At 63.0% G+C, this 19,940-nt stretch carries 19 protein-coding genes; 7 read left to right on the top strand and 12 right to left on the bottom strand.

Annotated elements, in window-relative coordinates; all coding sequences use genetic code 11:
• Positions 1–35 precede the first annotated feature (35 nt).
• Genes NLM31_RS15545 through NLM31_RS15535 form a run of 3 tightly spaced genes read left to right on the top strand, consistent with a single transcriptional unit; the run spans position 36 to position 3,496 of the window.
• Positions 36–2,327, top strand: coding sequence for a transglycosylase domain-containing protein (locus NLM31_RS15545; protein WP_254192783.1), 2,292 nt, complete (start codon positions 36–38; stop codon positions 2,325–2,327).
• A gap of 9 nt (positions 2,328–2,336) precedes the next feature.
• Positions 2,337–2,915 carry a DUF1214 domain-containing protein gene (locus tag NLM31_RS15540; RefSeq protein WP_254130199.1) on the top strand — a complete coding sequence of 193 codons (579 nt, stop codon included), beginning with the start codon at positions 2,337–2,339 and terminating at the stop codon, positions 2,913–2,915.
• The gene (locus NLM31_RS15535; RefSeq protein WP_254130198.1) at positions 2,912–3,496 is read left to right on the top strand and encodes a DUF1254 domain-containing protein; all 585 of its coding nucleotides are present in this window, start codon (positions 2,912–2,914) and stop codon (positions 3,494–3,496) included. Before NLM31_RS15540 ends, NLM31_RS15535 begins: the two co-directional genes overlap by 4 nt.
• Positions 3,497–3,893: 397 nt before the next feature.
• On the opposite strand, the gene NLM31_RS15530 is transcribed toward NLM31_RS15535, so the two are convergent.
• The 5 genes from NLM31_RS15530 to NLM31_RS15510 all read right to left on the bottom strand — a co-directional run bounded on the left by NLM31_RS15530 (position 3,894) and on the right by NLM31_RS15510 (position 8,195).
• Positions 3,894–4,487 (bottom strand): class I SAM-dependent methyltransferase, encoded by a 594-nt coding sequence (locus NLM31_RS15530; RefSeq protein ID WP_254130197.1) that lies wholly within the window; start codon positions 4,485–4,487, stop codon positions 3,894–3,896.
• A gap of 65 nt (positions 4,488–4,552) precedes the next feature.
• On the bottom strand, positions 4,553–5,401 hold the full coding sequence (locus NLM31_RS15525) for an SDR family NAD(P)-dependent oxidoreductase (RefSeq protein ID WP_254192782.1): 849 nt from the start codon (positions 5,399–5,401) through the stop codon (positions 4,553–4,555).
• Between the two features lie 136 nt (positions 5,402–5,537).
• A complete protein-coding gene (locus NLM31_RS15520; protein ID WP_254192781.1) occupies positions 5,538–6,554 on the bottom strand; it encodes an AraC family transcriptional regulator in 1,017 nt (338 codons plus the stop codon).
• A gap of 9 nt (positions 6,555–6,563) precedes the next feature.
• Positions 6,564–7,394, bottom strand: a complete 831-nt coding sequence (locus NLM31_RS15515; RefSeq protein ID WP_254192780.1) for an oxidoreductase — start codon at positions 7,392–7,394, stop codon at positions 6,564–6,566.
• A 198-nt stretch (positions 7,395–7,592) separates the two neighbouring features.
• A complete protein-coding gene (locus NLM31_RS15510) occupies positions 7,593–8,195 on the bottom strand; it encodes a DUF2147 domain-containing protein (RefSeq protein WP_254192779.1) in 603 nt (200 codons plus the stop codon).
• Between the two features lie 302 nt (positions 8,196–8,497).
• On the opposite strand from NLM31_RS15510, the gene NLM31_RS15505 reads away from it, so the two are divergent.
• From NLM31_RS15505 to NLM31_RS15495, 3 genes are all read left to right on the top strand, one after another.
• Entirely contained in the window at positions 8,498–9,424 is a 927-nt protein-coding gene (locus NLM31_RS15505) for a hypothetical protein (RefSeq protein ID WP_254192778.1), read from the top strand.
• 186 nt (positions 9,425–9,610) lie between these two features.
• Positions 9,611–9,781, top strand: a complete 171-nt coding sequence (locus NLM31_RS15500; RefSeq protein WP_254192777.1) for a hypothetical protein — start codon at positions 9,611–9,613, stop codon at positions 9,779–9,781.
• Positions 9,782–9,925: 144 nt separating this feature from the next.
• Positions 9,926–10,930, top strand: a complete 1,005-nt coding sequence (locus tag NLM31_RS15495) for a c-type cytochrome (protein WP_254192776.1) — start codon at positions 9,926–9,928, stop codon at positions 10,928–10,930.
• Between the two features lie 84 nt (positions 10,931–11,014).
• On the opposite strand, the gene NLM31_RS15490 is transcribed toward NLM31_RS15495, so the two are convergent.
• Together NLM31_RS15490 and NLM31_RS15485 are read right to left on the bottom strand one after the other, a co-directional pair.
• The gene (locus NLM31_RS15490; protein WP_254192775.1) at positions 11,015–11,440 is read right to left on the bottom strand and encodes a hypothetical protein; all 426 of its coding nucleotides are present in this window, start codon (positions 11,438–11,440) and stop codon (positions 11,015–11,017) included.
• 158 nt (positions 11,441–11,598) lie between these two features.
• Positions 11,599–12,483 carry a transglutaminase family protein gene (locus NLM31_RS15485; RefSeq protein WP_254196192.1) on the bottom strand — a complete coding sequence of 295 codons (885 nt, stop codon included), beginning with the start codon at positions 12,481–12,483 and terminating at the stop codon, positions 11,599–11,601.
• A gap of 178 nt (positions 12,484–12,661) precedes the next feature.
• On the opposite strand from NLM31_RS15485, the gene NLM31_RS15480 reads away from it, so the two are divergent.
• A complete protein-coding gene (locus NLM31_RS15480) occupies positions 12,662–13,552 on the top strand; it encodes a transglutaminase family protein (RefSeq protein WP_254130188.1) in 891 nt (296 codons plus the stop codon).
• Positions 13,553–13,641: 89 nt separating this feature from the next.
• On the opposite strand, the gene NLM31_RS15475 is transcribed toward NLM31_RS15480, so the two are convergent.
• The 5 genes from NLM31_RS15475 to NLM31_RS15455 form a co-directional block, all read right to left on the bottom strand.
• Positions 13,642–16,812, bottom strand: a complete 3,171-nt coding sequence (locus NLM31_RS15475; RefSeq protein WP_254192774.1) for an efflux RND transporter permease subunit — start codon at positions 16,810–16,812, stop codon at positions 13,642–13,644.
• A complete protein-coding gene (locus NLM31_RS15470; protein WP_254192773.1) occupies positions 16,809–18,182 on the bottom strand; it encodes an efflux RND transporter periplasmic adaptor subunit in 1,374 nt (457 codons plus the stop codon). Before NLM31_RS15470 ends, NLM31_RS15475 begins: the two co-directional genes overlap by 4 nt.
• A gap of 82 nt (positions 18,183–18,264) precedes the next feature.
• On the bottom strand, positions 18,265–18,657 hold the full coding sequence (locus NLM31_RS15465; RefSeq protein WP_254192772.1) for a FixH family protein: 393 nt from the start codon (positions 18,655–18,657) through the stop codon (positions 18,265–18,267).
• Positions 18,658–18,760: 103 nt separating this feature from the next.
• Positions 18,761–19,126: a hypothetical protein gene (locus NLM31_RS15460; protein WP_254130184.1), complete on the bottom strand. Its 366-nt coding sequence runs from the start codon at positions 19,124–19,126 to the stop codon at positions 18,761–18,763.
• 102 nt (positions 19,127–19,228) lie between these two features.
• Complete coding sequence (locus tag NLM31_RS15455) at positions 19,229–19,852, bottom strand: LysR family transcriptional regulator (protein WP_254196191.1); 624 nt, start codon at positions 19,850–19,852, stop codon at positions 19,229–19,231.
• Between the last annotated feature and the right edge of the window lie 88 nt (positions 19,853–19,940).

The following is a 19,940-nucleotide window of genomic DNA, read 5'->3' as shown; positions in this document are numbered from 1 at the left end:
TTGAACGCTTTCGAAGCGAGCCTCAAGGGTTCTAGGTGGTCCAGAACACACCATCCAGCTGGAAGAGTCGTATCAGGAACTTCTTCCTGGACCTCGATGCGCGCATCGACTCCTCGCTGTTCTCCTCAGCCAAGGGCATCCGCGAGCTCTACGAGCGCTACTCGACCTTCATGGACCGCTTCTATGTCGGGCGGTGGAAGCGCTGGGTGTTCATCGAGCCGCTGTCGGAAGCCGCAACGCTCGGCCTCGGCGGCATGGTGCTGATGCTGATCCTCGCCATCCCCGCTTTCCGCGAGACGGCGGATGAGGACTGGCTGAAGAAGTCCGACCTCGCGGTGACGTTCCTCGACCGCTACGGCAACCCGATCGGCAGCCGCGGCATCAAGCACAACGACTCGATCCCGCTTGAGGATTTTCCGGATGTGCTGATCAAGGCGACGCTCGCGACCGAAGACCGCCGCTTCTACGAGCATTTCGGCATCGACATCGCCGGCACCGCACGCGCGCTCGTCACCAACGCGCAAGCCGGCGGCGTCCGCCAGGGCGGCTCCTCGATCACGCAGCAGCTCGCGAAAAACCTGTTCCTGAGCAATGAGCGCACCATCGAGCGCAAGATCAACGAGGCGTTCCTCGCGGTCTGGCTGGAATGGCGCCTGACCAAGAACGAGATCCTCAAGCTCTATCTCGATCGCGCCTATATGGGCGGCGGCACCTTCGGCGTCGACGGTGCCGCGCATTTCTACTTCAACAAGTCCGCGCGTGACGTGACGCTTGCGGAGGCCGCGATGCTCGCCGGCCTGTTCAAGGCGCCGACGAAATACGCGCCGCACATCAACCTGCCCGCCGCGCGTGCCCGCGCCAACGTCGTGCTCGACAATCTCGTCGATGCCGGCTTCATGACCGAGGGCCAGGTGTTCGGTGCCCGCCGCAACCCGGCCTTCGCGGTCGACCGCCGCGACGAGGCCTCGCCCAACTACTATCTTGATTACGCCTTCGACGAGATGCGCAAGCTCGTCGACACCTTCCCGAAGTCCTACACCGAGCGCGTCTTCGTGGTGCGCCTCGCCATCGACACCAACGTGCAGAAGGCGGCGGAAGACGCGATCGAGAACCAGCTGCGCCAGTTCGGCCGCGACTATCACGCGACGCAGGCCGCGACCGTCGTGTCCGATCTCGACGGCGGCATCCGCGCCATGGTCGGCGGCCGCGATTACGGCGCGAGCCAGTTCAACCGCGCCACCGACGCCTATCGCCAGCCCGGCTCGTCGTTCAAGCCCTACGTCTACACCACGGCGCTCCTGAACGGCTTTACGCCGAACTCGATCGTGGTCGACGGCCCGGTCTGCATCGGCAATTGGTGTCCGCAGAACTATGGCCATTCCTATTCCGGCGCGGTGACGCTGACGCAGGCGATTACGCGTTCGATCAACGTCGTGCCGGTCAAGCTGTCGATCGCGATCGGCCAGAAGGAGCAGCCGAAGGCGCCGAACCCGGCCAAGATCGGCCGCGCCAAGATCGTCGAGGTCGCGCGTCGCTTCGGCCTCAAGGCGCCGCTGCCCGATACGCCGTCGCTGCCGATCGGCTCGGACGAAGTCACCGTGCTCGAGCACGCGGTTGCGTATGCGACCTTCCCCAACCGGGGCAAGTCGGTGACGCCGCACTCCGTGCTCGAAGTGCGCACCGGCGCCGGCGATCTGGTCTGGCGCTGGGACCGCGACGGCCCGAAGCCGAAGCAGGCGATTCCGCCGAACATCGCCGCCGACATGGCCGGCATGATGAGCCACGTCGTCAGCGAAGGCACCGCGCGCCGCGCAGCGCTCGACGGCATTCCGACCGCCGGCAAGACCGGCACGACGAATGCGTATCGCGACGCCTGGTTCGTCGGCTACACCGGCAATTTCACCTGCGCGGTCTGGTACGGCAATGACGACTATTCGCCGACCAACCGGATGACCGGCGGCTCGCTGCCGGCGCAGACCTGGCACGACATCATGGTCGCAGCCCATCAGGGCGTCGAGGTCCGCGAAATTCCCGGCATCGGCATGGGCCAGAAGCTGCCGCCGCAGCCGGTTGCGAACGCGCAGGCCAATGCGGCGCCGAAAGTGCTGGAGACCAAGCCCGGTCCGCCGCCGGTGCTGACCAAGCGCGGCGCCGACATCCTGGTGCGCGTCGAGAAGATGCTCGACGACGCCGCCAAGACCGCGACCAAATCGACGGCCAACGACAGCCAGCCGGCCAAGCCGGCTGCGTCGACGAGCGCGCTCGCCTTCCCGCAGAATTATGCGGCGGAGGAGAACGCGAACGCATCCACCCCGCGCAAGAACTGATCTGATCCCGTGCGGCTGATTTTGATCACATTGACGGCCCTCCTGCTCGCGACCGTGGTCGGCCTGGGTGCCACCTGGATGACGACGACGCGCGGCACCGAGATCGGCGCGCTGACCATCGGCCCCTGGACCGCCCGCCCCCGCACCGGCACCGCCGACGTCGATCCCTATTCGCGCGCCACCATCGTGCGCAACGGCGAGCTGCCGATCGGCACCGGCGACGGCGTCGCCTTCACCGCGACCGCCGACGACAAGAAGAAGGCGCTCGACGGCCGCTGCGACGTCGTCGTCTCCGGCGTGACGCCGCCGGCGCGGTTCTGGACGCTGACGCTGTATGACCGCAAGGGCCACCTCGTCGCCAACTCGCTGCAGCGTTACGGCTTCACCAGCCAGGAGATCGTGCGCCAGTCCGACGGCTCGTTCCAGATCCACATCGCCGCGCGCTCGCGCGCCGGCAACTGGCTGCCCACCGGCGGCATCGAGCGCTATGCGCTGATGTTCCGCCTCTACGACACGCCGGTCGGCGTTGCGACCCGCACCCAGCGCGACGCACCGATGCCGACGATCGCAACGGTGGGCTGCTCATGATCCGCCTCGCGTTCACGATTCTCGCAGGCGTGGTGCTGGGCCTCGTGGTCCATCTCGTCAGCGTGCTGGCCCTGCCGCGCATCGCAACGCAAGACGCCTATTCGCGGCTGACGCCGATGACCAAGCTCAACAGCGTCACGCAGCTTCCCCTCGCCGATCCCAACACCTCGCCGATGCCGTTCATGGACCCGGCCTTCGCTCTCGCGATCTGCCGCTATGACCTCTCGGGCGGGCCGATCAAGCTCACCGTGCCGGTGAGCCAGGCCTACACCTCGGTGTCGTTCTACACCCGCAACGAAATCGCCTATTACGCCATCAACGACCGCTCGGCCGGCAAGAAGGTGATCGAGCTCGACCTGATGACGCAGGCACAGCACGACGCCCTGCCCGAAGACGAAGAGGTCACCGCGGCCGACCGCCTGATCATCGATTCCCCGAGCACCACCGGCCTGATCGTGATGAAGGCGCTCGCCGCCGAGCCCGGCCTGATGCCGCAGGCGCAGGCCACGCTGCAAGCCGCGACCTGCGGACCGCAGACCGATGCGCCCGCCAAGGCCGAGGCGCCACGCGGCCGGCGCTGACGCGCGGGCGTTGAGGCGCCCTCCCAGCCAAGAGCTGAAAACAACCCCATGCACAGTAGCGGGGTCGTTGAAATCGTTGGTCTCTTGTTATTCGAGCATGATCGCTTCGGAAGACCCCTCGCATTCTTCTGAATCACGCTCTCACGCGCGTCAGCGAATGGCCGCCCCCCCCGCGCCGCGGAAAATTTCGCTTTGACACGTCGGGCAAAACACTGACAGATTGGCATCATCGAAAATTCGTAAGCACCCGCGCGGAGAAATCCGTCGCGGGTTTTTTCATACTTGAGCAGAAGATACCGTGATGAGAGGATCGCGATTATGGATTTTGAGAAAGCAGTAGCGCTGGCTGCGACGTGGGTTGAACTTACGTCTGAGGGGCATTCCAGCTTTTCGTTATTCAGAACATCGCCAGTGATCGATGGCGCCGCCGGACGCGATAAACGGATGCAGGCGGGATGTTCAATGCCGTTCGTCCGACAAGGCTCGCCTTCAGACCAAGCCGATCCAGGATCGGCCGTGGCACCGGACAACGCGGTCCATAGGTGAATTGGTAAAGCGTGCCTTCCTCCCGCAGATGACGGAATGCTCCGGAGAGGATGGCAATCACCTTTCGCGGTGTCATCGACAAGAGTGGAAGGCCGCTGACGACAGCAGACGCCGGCGCCATAAAGCGCTCATGCTGCGAGAGTTGGCGTGCATCCATCCACAGCACACGTGCCCCGGGGAAGCGCTGCTGCAACAGCGGAATGAAATCAGAACCGTATTCCACAAGCAGCAAGTCGTGCTCCGGCACGCCGCGTTCAACAAGTGCCTTTGTGAAGATGCCGGTCCCCGGGCCCAGCTCGATCACCGGTCCGCTGCCCGGTACGATCTCCTGCGTCATCAGGCGGGCCAACGACTGACCCGACGGCGCGATTGCGGAAACTTGCCTGGGATTGGAAATGTACGAGCGGAAGAACTGAAAAAAGTCTGCGACTGCGGTGGCATTCATCACGATCCTCTTTTCCGTTCCCGGCAAGCGAACAGACGCGATTTCACAGAAGCTGGTTCGCGCTGCTACGATGCGATGTTGTGCTGCCTGGCCTCGCCTTGAGCAGCGTTGGACACCGTCTCCCAGGCCTCCCAGACGGCGAGGCGATCGGCATAGGCCGCGCGGGCGCGCGGCAGGCCTTCCGTGCCGATAAAGAGGCGCAGCGGAGGAGCCTCGGCGTCCACGACCTTCAAGACTGCATCCACCGTCGCTTCCGGATCGCCAAATGCGAACTTGGCGCCCGCCGCGAATACCTCGGCACGGATATCGCTATAGGCGTTGATGACGGGTGAGATCCTGAGCGATGCCGTGCTGGCGAACCCGGTGGCATAGGCGCCAGGCTCAAGCAGTGTGACCTTGATCCCAAAGCCCTTGACCTCCTGCGCCAGGCTCTCATGGAGCGCCTCGATGGCGAACTTGGAGGCGTTGTAGAAGCCGGTGATGGGACCGGCGACGACGCCCGCGACACTCGACACACCGATGATGTGCCCACTGCCCTGTCGCCGCAGCAGGGGGAGCGCGGCCTGAATGACCCGGAGGGCGCCGAAGACGTTCGTATCGAACTCGGCGCGGACATCGGCCTCGTGCGCCTCCTCGATCGCTCCAACCAGCGCGTAGCCCGCATTGTTGAGGACGATGTCAAGCCTTCCGAAATGCGCATAAGCCCTGGTCACGGCGTTCAGCACCGCCTGCGCGTTGGTCACGTCAAGCGCCATCGGCAACACCGCGTCGGCGTAACCTTCCGAAAGATCCGCGACATCTGCAAAGATTCGGGCCGTTGCCGCGACCTTGTCGCCGCGCTTGAGCGCGGCTTCGGCCCAGATGCGCCCAAAACCTCGCGATGCCCCCGTGATGAACCAGACTTTACCAGACATATCGATCTCCTCGTCCGTTGATCTCTAACTTCCGGGAAGTCGTATGGCCGAACCGTCCGGTTGGCAGCGACAGAACGCGCCAATGAACTTGCGACATGCGCCAAAGAAGCTGCAAAGAACGTCGCGAGTCCAAGGCTTAGTGCAGCTTGTCGCCGTGCAGCTCTCGCCAGCGGCTGGGCGTCACGCCCTCCCAGTCGCGAAAGGCGCGATAAAAGGAGCTCGCATCCTGATAGCCGAGCAGGCACGCGACCTCGTCGATGTCGGTTGTCCGATCCGACAGGAGTTGCCGCCCGAGCTCCTGACGCGCCTCGACCAGCAGCTCACGGAAGCTCGAGCCCTCCTCGGTAATGCGGCGCTGGAGCGTCCGGTCACTGGTCCCGAGGTCGCGCGCCACGTCCGACAATTCAGGGCGCCCGCTCGCCAGACTCCGCTTCAGAACAACCTTCACCTGCTCCTTGATGGAGCTGCGTGCTTGCAGTTCGCCCAAAGCCGACGCCAACGCCGGCGTCAGGATATCGAGCAGTTCCTGGTTGTGCCCGGGAAACGGGCGATCCAGGTCGGCGGACTTCACGACGAGAACGTTTCGTGCCGCCCCATAGCGGATCGGGCAATCAAAATAGGTCTGATAAACGTCGCTGTTGGGTCGAGCGCGCACCAACTCGACGCGCTTGGGTGTCACATGCTGGCCCGTCCCCCGGCGCCCGAGTTCAACGAGGGACGCGAACGTCACGTCCGTGGAGATCGAAGGTTCCGGACTTGTCGCATAGGGCCATTCAATCGTGACCGTGCACTCGTCCTTGCCCTCCTTCACCTGCGGCTGCTCGGGCGAGCAAAGCCGCTTGAAGCGCGCGATGCGGTGCAAGCCGTCGCGGTAGTCCCTGGCGTAGAACGCGGCCAGACTCGACGGCGGATGAACAGACGTGTCGGCGCTCTGGACCAGCTTGAGACCGAGCCCGGGCTCCGGCTTCAACTCCTCAAGGGCCCTCCAGAGTGCAAAATACTGATCCGTCGTAACCAACCCCTGCTCGTTCAGATGCAAGGTTGCCGGAAGCTTGGCTTGGCGCAACAGCGCAGCCGGCGGGACGCCGATATGCGCGATCGTCTGCCAGAAGGCGCGAGGGACCTTGCATCGGTCTGCGGCTGCTCCACTCATTGTCCCGCCCTAGCGCATCTGGCTCATGATGACGCGGTCGAACACTCGGTCGCCAAGCCACGCGCGAATCTTGATCATCGGCAAAGCATATTTGCCCGAAACGTAACGCGTCCGCGGCTTAGCCGCTCTCACCGCCCTCGACACGACGCCGGCGATGACATCTGGTTTCGTGCCGCGTCCTCGGCCGTAGGCGTCTCGCGTCGATTTCGCGACCGCTTGCGTGAGCTTGGCATAAGGTCCCGTACCCGAGCGATCGAGCAGGCCCTTGGCAACCACATCGCCGAAGCCCGTCTCGATCAGGCCGGGCTCGATGACGACGACCTTGATGCCGAACGGGGCGAGTTCGAGCCGCAGGCAATCGGACCAGCCTTCGAGCGCATGCTTGGTCGCGTGATACCAGGCGCCGAGCAAAGTATAGATCTTGCCGCCCATCGAGGTGACGTTGACAATGGTTCCGGAGCGCCTCTCTCTCATGTTCGGCAGCAGAAGCTGCGTCAGCCGAGCGGCGCCGAACAGGTTCACTTCGAACTGGTAGCGCGCCTCGTCGATACTGACGTCCTCAACGGGACCGTACAGCCCGAACCCCGCGTTGTTCACCAGCACATCCACGCCATCGACTTCGTCGAGGATGGTTTGAACGGCCGCTGTGATGTCGGCGTCCCTTGAGATGTCCATGCGCAACGTCCGCGCGCCGAGCCTTGCGAGATCGTCCATTTTTTCGACGCTGCGCGCGGCGACGTAAACCCGAAAGCCATCCTTGATCAGGCGCTTGGCGATTTCCTTCCCCATGCCGGACGAGGCTCCGGTAACCAGCGCCGTTCGTTTCGATGTCGTGGACATACTGACCTCTCTTCGTTCTGATCTTTATTCTGCTGCCTCCACGAACCGAAGTGACTAACCGAGCACGCCAATAGACTTGCACATTACGCCATCGCCGGCGATAGCTTTGAGCATCTGGATTTACTCTGCTTTTCCAAGAGGAAAAGCGCGACGCCAAGGTCGCGCTTTTGAAGGAATGATTTGAGACCCCCAAGAGACTTACCCGCGAGCGCGGTGAAAAGAGCGGGTCTGCCCCATTGCCGGAAGCCCAAGATATCCTCTCAGATGCATCTTGCCGTCCTTGACGGTGGCCTTGCAGTTGTAAGTGCGGCCGGATGAAGCGTCATAGATGGAGCCACCACTCCACTCGCCATCCTCCCAGTGCAATCCCGTGATGAAGATGATGTTCTTCAGCGACCGTGCGCGCAGACCTGGATCGGGGTTCTTGGCGTCTTTCTTGAAGGTGACGTTGTCGGCTTCCATGATCTCGTTGCCGTAGAGCATGCGCGCCTGAAGCTCCGTTCCAGCCTTGAACATGTCGAGCTTCACGGTGCCGTCGTCCGCTTCCCATATTCCGACAATCGCATCGGGGCCGGCCGGCTCACCATGGGCCATCGGAATGAGGCCAATGTTCAGGGCCGCCATCAGCACGAAGATAGCGGATCGACGCGAAAGCGCAGAGGTTTGCATATTGTGTTCCCAGATTTGCGAGGACGCAGGAGTGATCAAGCCGTTGGCTCGGTGGTCTCGCAGGCATCTGTAGATTTCTCTACTGGCCTTAGCAGCGGTGGAAAGCGCCAGCGGAATTGCGAAAAGCGCCAATCGGAGCTGGCGTCAAGCTCAACGCGGCGCTGCCATCATGGCTAACGCTCCTCCGTCGGATGCACCCATGACTTTGACACGTCGGGCAAAACACTGGCAGAATGGCATCATCGAAAGTTCGCAAGCACCCGCGCGGAAGAATCCGCTGCGGGTGTTTTCATGCTTGGCCTTACACCAACCGACCGTGCAGTCATTGCCAAACGAAGTGCCGGTAGAGCGCGACGCCTCGGCTCCCCTTGGAAAACATTGCGCAGATCGCCGCGCCCTCATAAAGTTCCCGGACATCAAGACTGGGGGCAGCCTTGGAAAGAGACGAGCTTGAGCGCCTTGCGGGCCGCCCGTTGCGGCTAGGCTTCGAGGACATCCTGAGCCATCCTCGGCTGCCCGAAGCCAGGCGGGCCTATATCAACAGCTTCACTGAAGTCTACGGCGGCGATCCGTTTCTGGTTCGCCTGCTGCTTGAGGCTGGTCGATTTCTCGTCTTTCACAGTGCCGCCGTGCTCGAAGCCGCGCAGGATCTGTCGCGGCGCGAGACCTGGTTCACGGTCGCCGCCCTGAAGCAGCAATTGGCCATGTTCGGCTTTGCCAGTCCGCGGCAAGTGGACCATCTCCTGGCGCGGCTCCGCGAGGTCGGCTTTATCGAGCAGAGCCGGGCCCCGGATGACCGGCGCGTATGGCTGCTGGCGACCACGGACAAGCTTCGCGCGCATCACACCGCGTGGCTCGCCGCCCATTACGTGCCGCTCGCGGAGGCGTACCCCGATCATGATTACGGCCCGGTGCTGTCGCGAAACCGCAGCTTTCATACGCTGCATTGCCGCGCCTGCCTGCCGTTCACCGCTCCCAGCGCGCGCCTGATGATGACCCTCCCCGATACGATGCTGTTCTTTGCTCATGCGGCGGGACCCCTGATCCAGAATGCGCTGCTGAAGGCCGCTATGGATGCGGGCGATCTGACCGCTGCGGTCCCCTATATCGACGTCGCCGATCGGTTCGGCGTGTCCCGAACCCATGTCCGCAATCTGATGGACTCCGCGGAAGCGGCCGGTCTCGTCAGGATCGTTGGACGTGGCGGCCGGAGCATCGAGATCCTTCCGCGCCATTGGGCAAGTTACGACCGGGGCCTCGCCGTCGGAATGTATCTGCACGATATCGTCAATCTCGTCGTGATGGACGAGTGGACGAAGCGGCCAGGCGAGGACGCAGCCCGGCAGCTTGCCGCCCTGTGATTGCGGATCGGCCTGTCGTGGCTATTCTTTTCGGCTTCCCGGAATAGGCGCAAAGTTTTCCGGACGCATCGGGCCCGGGGCAGATAGGTTGCCGGTGCCTGGACAGTTTTCATGAGAATGATTCTGATCCGGATTTTTGATCGGCAACCCTACGCGCATTTGAAGTAGTCATTTTGGAGGAATTGCATGTCGGAGACGATAGACGTCTTGCTGTGGTGTGCTGCGCTCGCGACGTGGCTCATGATGTTCTTCGCGATGGTCGGCCAGGGCGTGAAGAAGCTGTTGCGTCTCGTCCGCGGAAGACCCGGCAAGCTTCGGCAGGCACCGCCCGACCGGCATCAGAACGCGGGCAGATGAGAACCTCCATCGTGCATATTACGGCGCGCGGATGCGCGGCTGGAACGGGCATCCTAGCGGCGACGCCGCGAAATGCCGCCTGTCGCGCCTTACTCAAATTTTCCGACCTATCAGCCGGCCACGTTGTTTTTTTAGGAGGCGATTTTGATCTTCTCGAAACGAATTTCGTTGTGCGCACTGCTCCTGGCCATCGCGATTGCCGCCGGTGATCACGGTTTCGCACAAGGTGGCGTCGGCTCATCCACGGCTCCTGCGTCTGATGGGCTTCCCGCGTGGGCCTTCTTGTGGGACCCGACCGTCCAGGTGCCCCCGCCTACCGACACGCCCAATGCGCTTCCAGGCAGTAACGCCACGTTCAGTTGGAAACAGGCGCGCGATCTTTTCGCCGCGCTCGACTGGCATCCGGACGACCATCCGGCAATGCCGGACATTGTCGCGAACGGCCGCAAACCCGAAGTTCGCGCATGCGGAGCGTGCCACCGCGTCGAGGGCACCGGCGGCCCCGAGAATGCAAGCCTGGCCGGTCTTCCTGTTGCTTATTTCGTTCAGCAGATTGCCGACTTCAAAAGCGGTGCGAGAATGATGTCCGGCCCGCAGAGGCTGGGCACACAAGTGATGTTGGCATCGGTCAAGAGCATGACGGACGCCGACATTCGTGCCGCCGCGGAATATTTCACGGCGCTCAAGCGCAAGCCACTCATCAAGGTCGTCGAGACGGACACGATTCCGAAAACGGGACCGTCGCGCATGTTTTACGTCAAGAGCCCGGATGGAGGGTCCGAGCCGCTCGGCCAGCGCATTGTCGAGATGCCCGACAATGTCAATCAGTTCGAGCTTCGCGACTCTCGAGCAACATTCACGGCTTATGCCCCAGTCGGGAGCCTGGCGAAGGGAGAAGCACTCGCGAAGACTGGCGGATCGGGATTGACTGCCGCCTGTAGCCTCTGTCACGGACCGGACTTGAAGGGCGTCGACAACGTTCCAGCGATCGCAGGGAGATCGCCAACGTACATCATACGCCAGCTCTACGAATTCCAGCACGGCAGCCGCTCAGGAGCCGCGAGCGCCCCGATGAAGCAGACTGTCGAAAAGCTGTCGCAGGACGACATGATCGCCCTCGCCGCTTACGTCAGCTCGCTCGAGCCATGAACGCGGTGGACGCGAGCGCGTCCGTCGCTCTTGCCAGTCAGAAGTCGAAATGACCGCGCAGGCCTTGGCTGGGTTTGACGCGCCCTAACGCTCCTCCGTCGGATGCACCCATTTATACGGCGTGATGCTCCGCGTTTCCGTCAGCTTGATCATGTGGACCGGCGGCGCGGAGCGTCCCTTGCGGCATGACCGGCACTTCAGCGACGCCTCCAGCTTCCAGATCGGCGTATCGCGGGGACGGCGGATCGCATCGAGCGGCAGGCTCGCGCGCGACTTGCACCTGACGCACTCGACCTCGAGCCAGCCCATGCCGCCGTTGAGACACTGCGCGATGGTTGGCGACGGCTGCGCAGGACCGCCGTAACCTTCCATGCGCACCGACCAGGCTTCGGCCTCGGCACGGTCGGCCTCGCGCACCGCCTTGCGCGCTTCCTCGCGGGCATGCTTGGCGGAAATTTCCGCACCCATGATGCGGCCGCTCCAGATGACCTCGCGTGATTTGGTGCCCATGCCGCCACCAAAGCGAAGCGGATGCACGTTGGCAAATTGTCGATGGCTAGTGGGTCGGATCCGAAATTCGACACTGCGGGTCGTGGGTGTGGACAACCGGCGTTGCGACGTGAATTCTGTCCCGCCGCATCCGCGCCCCCGATGGAAGCGACAGCGACCTAAACCGCGGCCGGTACGGAACGCGATGTGCGGTTCTGTTTCGCATCGATATACGGCTGGAGCGGTAAAACTTCACCAGCACACACTTCTTCCGTCAGCACCTTGAAACGCGCAAGCTCCGTCGGCCCGAACGTCGTCGAGATCGCGACGTCGGCTGCGTCGCGACCGCGAGCGATGACAATTCGGCCGATACGGGGATGGTTGTGCCTTGCGTCGAAGGCGTACCATTGCCCGCCGATATAGGCCTCGAACCAGGCGCTGAAATCCATAGGCGCCGGATCGATGGGAACGCCGATATCACCCAGATAGCCCGTGCAATATCGCGCGGGAATGTTCATGCATCGACACAGCGCAATCGCCAGATGCGCGAAATCCCGGCAGACGCCAACGCGTTCGTGGTGACCTTCCGAGGCCGTGCGATCACCCCTGGCAAATTGATACCCGAACCGAATGCGATCGTGAACGTAATCGCAAATGGACTGCACAAGCTGCCAGCCGCCGTCGATCTGGCCGAACTTCGACCACGCCAGCTCTGCCAGCTTTTGCGTGTCGCAATAGCGGCTGCCCAACAAATACGTCAAGGCATCGTCCGGAACTTCGCTCAACGGCACCCGAGCGGCTTGCGGCATGACTGCATCCGGCACACCGCTGTCCTCGATCACGAATTCGGTGCGCAGCTCGATCAGACCTGCGGGTGCAACGAGACGCGTGCAAACATTGCCGAAAACGTCGGTGTAATCCCTGGTCCGAACATTCGGTGATACGCGGATGGCATGACCCGCCACGAGATCCTTGTGCCGGGACGGATGGACGGTCAGCATGAGCACCATGGGAACGTCCTGAAGGCATTTGAACGCGATATCGTAGCCTGCCCGGATTCTCAAAGCCGTCTCCACCGTGTCATCGTTGACCGTGACAGAAAGCGCGCTCACCTTCCACTTGTTCCAACAAGGCGCAAGCAAAACTGCTGAAATGAGAGGCAGTTGTGCGAGACGCACAATCGACTTAGGTCTGGAAGCGCCAGCCAGTCGTGGCAATATCCATGGCCCAGAGCGCAGAGTCATGCCCCTCTATACCGTCCATCATACCACGGCCTATCGCTACCGCCGGCCCGTGAGACTCGGTCAACACCAGATGCTGTTCCGGCCGCGCGACAGCTTTGATCAGCGCTTGCTCGCCTGTCACCTCGAAGTGACCCCTGAACCCGCCGAAGTTCGCTGGATCCACGACGTGTTCGGCAACTGCCTCACCCTGGTCGACTTCGACATCTCGGCAGAGGCGCTGGAGTTCGAAACGACAATTCATCTCGACCATACGCCGGAGAACACGCCCGACTTCCGGATCGAAGAGTATGCCAGGGAGCACCCCTTCACCTACGACCGCAGCGAACTGCCGGATCTGGAGCCGTACATCCGTCGCCATTTTCAAGACGACCGAACGGTCGACAATTGGCTGTCAAAGTTCATCGTGCCCGGCCAAAGCCAACCCACCGGCCGACTGCTGATGACACTGAACGAAGCCATTTCCGAGGGCTTCTCATATCGTCGTCGAACAGCGCGGGGGACGCAGACGCCCGCCGAAACTCTGGGTCTTCAACAGGGGACGTGCCGCGACTTCGCACTGCTGATGATGGAAGCGGCACGCTCGCTCGGCTTCGCCGCGCGCTTCATGACCGGGTATATCTACGTCCCTGATCGCGACGGACCGGTCAGGCTTGGTGGTGGCTCGACCCATGCCTGGTGTTCGATCTACGTCCCGGGTTCTGGCTGGGTCGAATTCGATCCAACCAACGGCATCGTGGGAAACAGAGAGCTGATCAGGGTTGGTGTCGCCCGAAACCCGGCGCAAGCCATACCGCTTTCGGGCAGCTATTGGGGCGATCCCGATGACGAAGCCGGGATGGAAGTCACGGTCAATGTGAAATCAGAACCTGTCGGGCAAGCCCCTCCCTGAGTGACTATCAAGCCACTCCACATTCGATACTCGCCACCTGTCGCGGGCTTTTTCATGCCCGCACGGAGCTTGCCATGATGAGAGGATCCTTATTCAGCGGCTTGCGGGGTCCGCAGGGGAGATTCATCGTCAAGAGCATATCGTTCAACGGGCGGAAGCCCCCGCCCCTTCACCAAGCCGAAAATCGCGGGAATCACGATGAGCGTCAGCAACGTCGATGACATCATGCCGCCGATCATCGGCACCGCAATCCGCTGCATGATCTCCGATCCGGCCCCGGTACTCCACATGATCGGCAGCAATCCGGCCATGATGGCGACCACGGTCATCATCTTGGGACGCACGCGCTCGACCGCGCCCACCATGATGGCCTCGTGGAGATCGTGGCGCGTGAGGCGTTTCCCTTCGGCGAGGCGTCTTGCTCTCATCTCGTCCAGTGCATGATCGAGGTAGATCAGCATCACCACACCGGTCTCGGCGGCAACGCCGGCGAGTGCGATGAAGCCGACGGCTACGGCGACAGATAGATTGAAGCCGAGCCACCACATCATCCAGATGCCGCCGACCAGAGCGAATGGCAGCGACAGCATCACGATCAGGGTCTCGGTCAAGGCACGGAAGTTCAGATACAGCAGCAGGAAGATGATCGTCAGCGTCACCGGCACCACGATCTTCAGCCGGGCGGCGGCGCGCTGGAGATATTCGTACTGGCCGCTCCAGACCACGTAGGTGCCGGGCGGAAACTGGATGCTTTCCGTCACAGCGCGTTGCGCGTCGGCAACATAACTTCCGATGTCGCGATCCCTGATATCGACGTAGACATAGGTTGCAAGCTGGCCATTCTCGGTTCGGATCGACGTCGGCCCGCGCGCAGGCTCGACCTTCGCGACTTCGCCGAGCGGCACGGCGCCGCCCGACGGCATCGGCACCAGGATGTCGCTGGCGATCGCCTTGGGATTGTCCCTGAGGTCACGCGGGTAGCGCATGTTCACCGTAAAGCGCTGCCGCCCCTCCACGGTCGTCGTGACGGTCTGGCCGCCGAGCGCGGCCGCGATGGTGTCCTGAACGTCCTGGATCAGGATGCCGTAGCGGGCAAGCGCCTCACGATCAGGCACGATCTCGAGATAATAGCCGCCGATCCCGCGCTCGGCGTAGGCCGACGACGTGCCGGGGACCGCCTTGATGACCCGTTCCACCTGTTTTGCCAGCCGGTCGATCTCGACGAGGTCCGTGCCGATGACCTTGACCCCGACCGGGGTGCGGATACCGGTGGAGAGCATGTCGATGCGCGCCTTGATCGGCATGGTCCAGGCGTTCGAGACGCCTGGAAACTGCAGCGCCTTGTCCATCTCGGCGATGAGGCCGTCGATGGTGACGCCGGCGCGCCACTGCTCCTTCGGCTTCAGATTGACAATCGTTTCGAACATCTCGGTCGGCGCCGGGTCCGTCGCGGTGGCGGCTCGTCCCGCCTTGCCATAGACCGAGGCGACCTCCGGGAACGACTTGATGATGCGGTCCTGCGTCTGCATCAGTTCGGTCGCCTTGGTGACCGAAATGCCGGGCAGTGTTGTCGGCATGTAGAGCAGTGTTCCCTCGTTCAGGCTCGGCATGAATTCGGTGCCGAGCTGGCGCGCGGGCCATATCGTAACGGCAAGAACGGCGACAGACGCCAGGATCACCAGCGTCTTGGCGCCCAGCACGCCCCTGATCACGGGACGGTAGACCCAGATCAGGAAGCGGTTGATGACGTTCTTGCTCTCCGGAACGATCCGGCCGCGGACGAAGATCACCATCAACGCCGGTACGAGCGTCACCGACAGGAGGGCCGCCGCAGCCATCGAGAAGGTTTTGGTGAACGCCAGCGGGCTGAAGAGCCTCCCTTCCTGCGATTCCAGCGTGAAGATCGGCATGAACGACACCGTGATGATCAGCAGGCTGAAGAACAGCGCAGGCCCGACCTCGGATGCGGCATCGATCAGGATCTGGACGCGCGATTGATCCGGCCTGGCACGCTCCAGGTGCTTGTGCGCGTTCTCGATCATGACGATGGCGGCGTCCACCATGGCGCCGATCGCAATCGCGATGCCACCGAGGCTCATGATGTTCGATCCCAACCCCAGTAGCTTCATGGCGCCGAATGCCATCAGCACGCCCACCGGCAACATCAGGATCGCAACGAGCGCGCTGCGGACATGCAGCAGGAACACGATGCACACGAATGCGACGACGATGCTTTCTTCGAGCAATGTATGCTTGAGCGTATCGATGGCCGCGTAGATCAGGTTGGACCGGTCGTAAACCGGGACGATCTCGACCGATTTCGGCAGGCTGGTCGCGATCTCCCTGAAGCGCTTCTTGACGTTCTCGATCACGTCGAGGGCGTTGACGCCGAACCGCTGGAGCACGATGCCGCTGGCGACCTCGCCCTCGCCGTTCAGTTCGGCGATGCCCCGCCGCTCGTCGGGACCGAGTTCGACGTTCGCGACATCCCGCAACAGCACGGGTGTGCCGTTGCTCGTCTTCAGCACGATGTTGCCGAGATCGTTGATGCTCTTGATGTAGCCCCTGCCGCGGATGACGTATTCGAATTCGGAGAGCTCGACGGTGCGGCCGCCGACATCGGCATTGCTGGCACGAATCGCATCCCGGATCTTCTGCATGCTGATGCCGCGGTCCCGCATCCGCTGCGGGTCGAGGATCACGTTATACTGCTTGACGAAGCCGCCGATGCTCGCGACCTCGGCGACGCCTTCGGCCTTGGCCAGCGCGAATTTGAGATTCCAGTCCTGAATGGTGCGGGTGTCGGCGAGGTTCAATTCCCTGGACATCACCGCGTATTGGTAGACCCAGCCGACGCCGGTCGCGTCGGGCCCTATGGTCGGGGTGACGCCGGCCGGAAGCCTGGACGACGCGCCGTTCAGGAATTCGAGGACACGCGAGCGGGCCCAGTAGATGTCGGTGCCGTCCTCGAAGATCACGTAGACGAACGACACGCCGAAGAAGGAGAAGCCGCGCACCACCTTCGATTTCGGCACCGTCAGCATCGCCGTCGTCAGCGGGTAGGTGACCTGATCCTCGATCACCTGCGGCGCCTGGCCGGGATACTCGGTGTAGACGATGACCTGCGTGTCCGAGAGGTCCGGAATCGCATCGAGCGGAAGGTGAACCAGCGCATAGAGGCCGGCGGCGGCGGCAAAGCCGGTGCCGAACAGCACCAGCAGCAGATTGCGCGCCGACCAGGCGATGATGCGGGCGATCATTGGCGATCTCCCGTCGCGCCGGCCTCGGTGGCCCTCGGCGCCGCTTCAGCAAAGCCCTTCAGCGCGGCCTTCAAATTGCTTTCGGCGTCGATCAGAAAGTTGGCGGAAATGACCACCGCCTCGCCGGCGCCAAGTCCTTCTCGCACCTCGATGTAGCCGCCGCCGCGACGGCCAAGCTTGACCTCCCGCGGTTCGAAGCGCCCTTCCCCTCTGTCGACGAGAACGGCCTGCCGGCTGCCGGTGTCGAGCACTGAACTGTCGGGCACCGCCAGAACGGGCGTGGCATTGGCCGTGTCGATGTCGGCATCGACATACATATCCGGCAGCAGCATCGCATCGGGATTGGCGAGCTCGATCCGGACACGGACGGTGCGGGTGTCGCGATTCACCTGCGGATAGATCACGGCGATCTTCCCGGTGAAGCTTCGGCCGGGAAAGCTGCGCGCACGAACGACCACCGACTGCCCAACCGCGATATTGCCGAGATCGCGTTCGGCGACGTCGACCAGCGCCCATACGACCGAAGTATCCGCGATCCGGAACAGCACATCGCCGGGATTGGCTCGCATGCCTTCGATCGCGTTGCGCTCCAGGACGATCCCGTCGCGCGGCGCCGACCAGTTTATGGTCACGGGCGCGACGCGCGTCTTCTCCATCTCCGCGATGACGGGCTCCGGCACATCGAGATTGACCAGGCGCTGGCGCGAACCGCGGCCGTACATCTCGACGCCGCCAACCACTTTGGAGGTGATCGTCGCCAGATATTCCGCCGCAGCGGACGCGACTGCCGAGCTGTAGATGTCCATCAGCGGCTGGCCGGCTTTCACGCGGGTGCCCGTGGTCACGTCGGCGACCTTCTGGACAAAGCTTTCGGCGCGCATCGCAATGACCGAGACGCGGCGCTCATCCAGCTGGATCGTACCGGGCGCCTTCACCGCGACGCGGATTGCACGTCGCTCGACAGCCTCGGACTTCACGCCCGTGCGCTGGATCTTGCCCGGCGAAAGCCTGACCGTGCCGTCGTCGGTATCCTCGCCTTCGTAGACGGGGATGTAGTCCATCCCCATCGAATCCTTCTTCGGCATGGGCGATGTGTCGGGCAGACCCATGGGATTGCGGTAGTAAAGGATTTTTCGCGAGGCCGCCGGCTGCTGAGGCTTCGGTCCGGCCGGGACTGCCGCATCATCATAGACGGGCACATAGTCGCGCCCGCGATCGTCCTTCCTGGGCCCCCCGGACCACAGCGGCGCGCCACCGGGATCACGATAGTAGAGTGGCGTTGGGTCGGCGGCCCAGGCGGGTGCGATCCCGGCGTCGAGAGACAGCGCGCCGCCAAGCACAAGCATCGTCAGAAGACGCAGCGTTTTCATGTCGTTTACCCGCGCACCCGAGGCGCGCGTCCAGATGAAGGGAAAAGGGACTTCGGGCGCCGCCTTCGCGGCGCCCGAATGCTCACTTGGTCGCGGTGACAATCACCTTGCCGGTGACCGTCTCCGGTTCGCCCTGGACCTTCACCGACAGCGTCATCTGGTAACGGCCTGCCATCGGCAGGTCGGTCTTGAAGGCGTACACGCCAGGCTCCCTGGATGGCAGCGGCGCAACGGCCGACTCCATCTCGGCCATGCCGTCCGGCGCCATGTCGACGCGGGTCTTGAAGATCACCGCGTCCGACACCGGCTTGCCGGTCTGCTTGTTGGTCAGGCGAACGGCGAGCATGACGTTCTCGCCCTTCTTCATCTCCGGCTTGACCGGCTCGAAGGCGTAGTCGCCGGCACCCGCGATGGCAGCCGACGTGGCAAGCGAAAGGGTGGCGGCAAGAGCCGCGGTCTTGAATTTGGAAGGCATTGTCCAGTCCTCATGAATTGATCTTCCGCCGTGGCGCATGGTGCGCGCACGTCAGTCATCGTCGCGCGCAGCCGTGCCGCGCGCGTCTTTTGGCTTTGGGAGATCAGATTCGAGGAGGCCGGAAGGGAGGACTACCGCCGCGATGAGAGACGACCTGATCCTCGGGAAGGGTCATCTTGCCGGCGGCAACGGCGAGAAATTCGAAAGCGACCGGACGGATGTCGGCGAGCGCGATGATCCCGCCGACGCAGCAGAAACCCATCCCGCATTTGTAGCCAACGGAGTGGGAGCCCGTCCCCTTCATGTCGGGACAGCAATCGTCCATCGACATATCGGCGTCGCCATCCATGTGCATCGACATCTGCATGTCATGCGAGGGCATCGCGGGACTCGCCGCGGACACGCCAACCGGCAGCATCGCCAGGGATATGGCGATGGCGAATGCCAGGATGGTACGGACGAACCGCATCGATGATGACGACCCCTTTTGGAACGTAGCGCGGCCTGAGTAGCATACTCCCACACAGAAAGCATGCCTTGAGCCCGGTCAAGCGTTTGTGACCGAGGCTCCTTACCCGATGCCGCCGACCAGCCGCGGACGGCGGTTTGCGCCCGCCTTCTCATCCGCCACAGCGCGCAGCCATGCGCGAAAACTGACGATCTCGGGGCAATCCGCCGTGCCCTCGGGCGCGATCAGCCAATCGCCGAGACCTGATCCCTCATTGACGCGATCGCAGCGATAGCCGGGATGATGGCCGAGGCTACGTGCGATCAAGAGGTCGACCTTGCCTTCGATCAGCTCGTGCAGGCCGGCGGGCTGCAGCACGCGCAAGCCGATCTCGGCATGTGTCTCGCGAAACGCCGCCAGATCGAGGCGGCGCAAATCGAAGCTGGCATGCGCGCCCAATTGCAGCAGCACCGCACCTGACGGTTTCAATTGCGAGGTCGCCTCCGCAATGTGGCGAAACCCCTCGGACACCCCGGGCAGATAGGCCTGGCCTGCCGCAGTCAGGATGAGCTGCTTGTGCAGCCGTTCGAACAGCTGCACGCCGAGGCGCGCCTCCAACGCTTTCACCTGCTGCCCAACGGCTGCGGGCGTGACGTGCAGCTCGTGCGCGGCCAGCTTGAAGCTGAGATGGCGCGCGGCGGCTTCGAAGGCGCGGAGCGCATTGAGTGGCGGAAGGGCGTAGGTCATCGCGGCGGAGTTTGACACTTTTGGCAGCCGGTCTTGCAATAGATTTTCTTGCGCTGAACCGCAGGAATGATGCTTTGCGCCGCAGTGA

Source organism: Bradyrhizobium sp. CCGUVB4N (assembly GCF_024199945.1).
Lineage (GTDB): Bacteria > Pseudomonadota > Alphaproteobacteria > Rhizobiales > Xanthobacteraceae > Bradyrhizobium.
This window is presented reverse-complemented; position numbering and strand designations above follow the sequence as displayed.

What these genes read in the sequence shown, in the direction of transcription:
- NLM31_RS15530 (WP_254130197.1), bottom strand. Translation starts at nt 4,487, where the DNA reads ATGAATGCCACCGCAGTCGCAGACTTTTTTCAGTTCTTCCGCTCGTAC.
- NLM31_RS15470 (WP_254192773.1), bottom strand. Translation starts at nt 18,182, where the DNA reads ATGAAAACGCTGCGTCTTCTGACGATGCTTGTGCTTGGCGGCGCGCTG.
- NLM31_RS15465 (WP_254192772.1), bottom strand. Translation starts at nt 18,657, where the DNA reads ATGCCTTCCAAATTCAAGACCGCGGCTCTTGCCGCCACCCTTTCGCTT.
- NLM31_RS15455 (WP_254196191.1), bottom strand. Translation starts at nt 19,852, where the DNA reads ATGACCTACGCCCTTCCGCCACTCAATGCGCTCCGCGCCTTCGAAGCC.
- NLM31_RS15480 (WP_254130188.1), top strand. Translation starts at nt 12,662, where the DNA reads ATGCCCCTCTATACCGTCCATCATACCACGGCCTATCGCTACCGCCGG.
- NLM31_RS15500 (WP_254192777.1), top strand. Translation starts at nt 9,611, where the DNA reads ATGTCGGAGACGATAGACGTCTTGCTGTGGTGTGCTGCGCTCGCGACG.
- NLM31_RS15535 (WP_254130198.1), top strand. Translation starts at nt 2,912, where the DNA reads ATGATCCGCCTCGCGTTCACGATTCTCGCAGGCGTGGTGCTGGGCCTC.
- NLM31_RS15475 (WP_254192774.1), bottom strand. Translation starts at nt 16,812, where the DNA reads ATGATCGCCCGCATCATCGCCTGGTCGGCGCGCAATCTGCTGCTGGTG.
- NLM31_RS15525 (WP_254192782.1), bottom strand. Translation starts at nt 5,401, where the DNA reads ATGTCTGGTAAAGTCTGGTTCATCACGGGGGCATCGCGAGGTTTTGGG.
- NLM31_RS15520 (WP_254192781.1), bottom strand. Translation starts at nt 6,554, where the DNA reads ATGAGTGGAGCAGCCGCAGACCGATGCAAGGTCCCTCGCGCCTTCTGG.
- NLM31_RS15515 (WP_254192780.1), bottom strand. Translation starts at nt 7,394, where the DNA reads ATGTCCACGACATCGAAACGAACGGCGCTGGTTACCGGAGCCTCGTCC.
- NLM31_RS15460 (WP_254130184.1), bottom strand. Translation starts at nt 19,126, where the DNA reads ATGCGGTTCGTCCGTACCATCCTGGCATTCGCCATCGCCATATCCCTG.
- NLM31_RS15490 (WP_254192775.1), bottom strand. Translation starts at nt 11,440, where the DNA reads ATGGGCACCAAATCACGCGAGGTCATCTGGAGCGGCCGCATCATGGGT.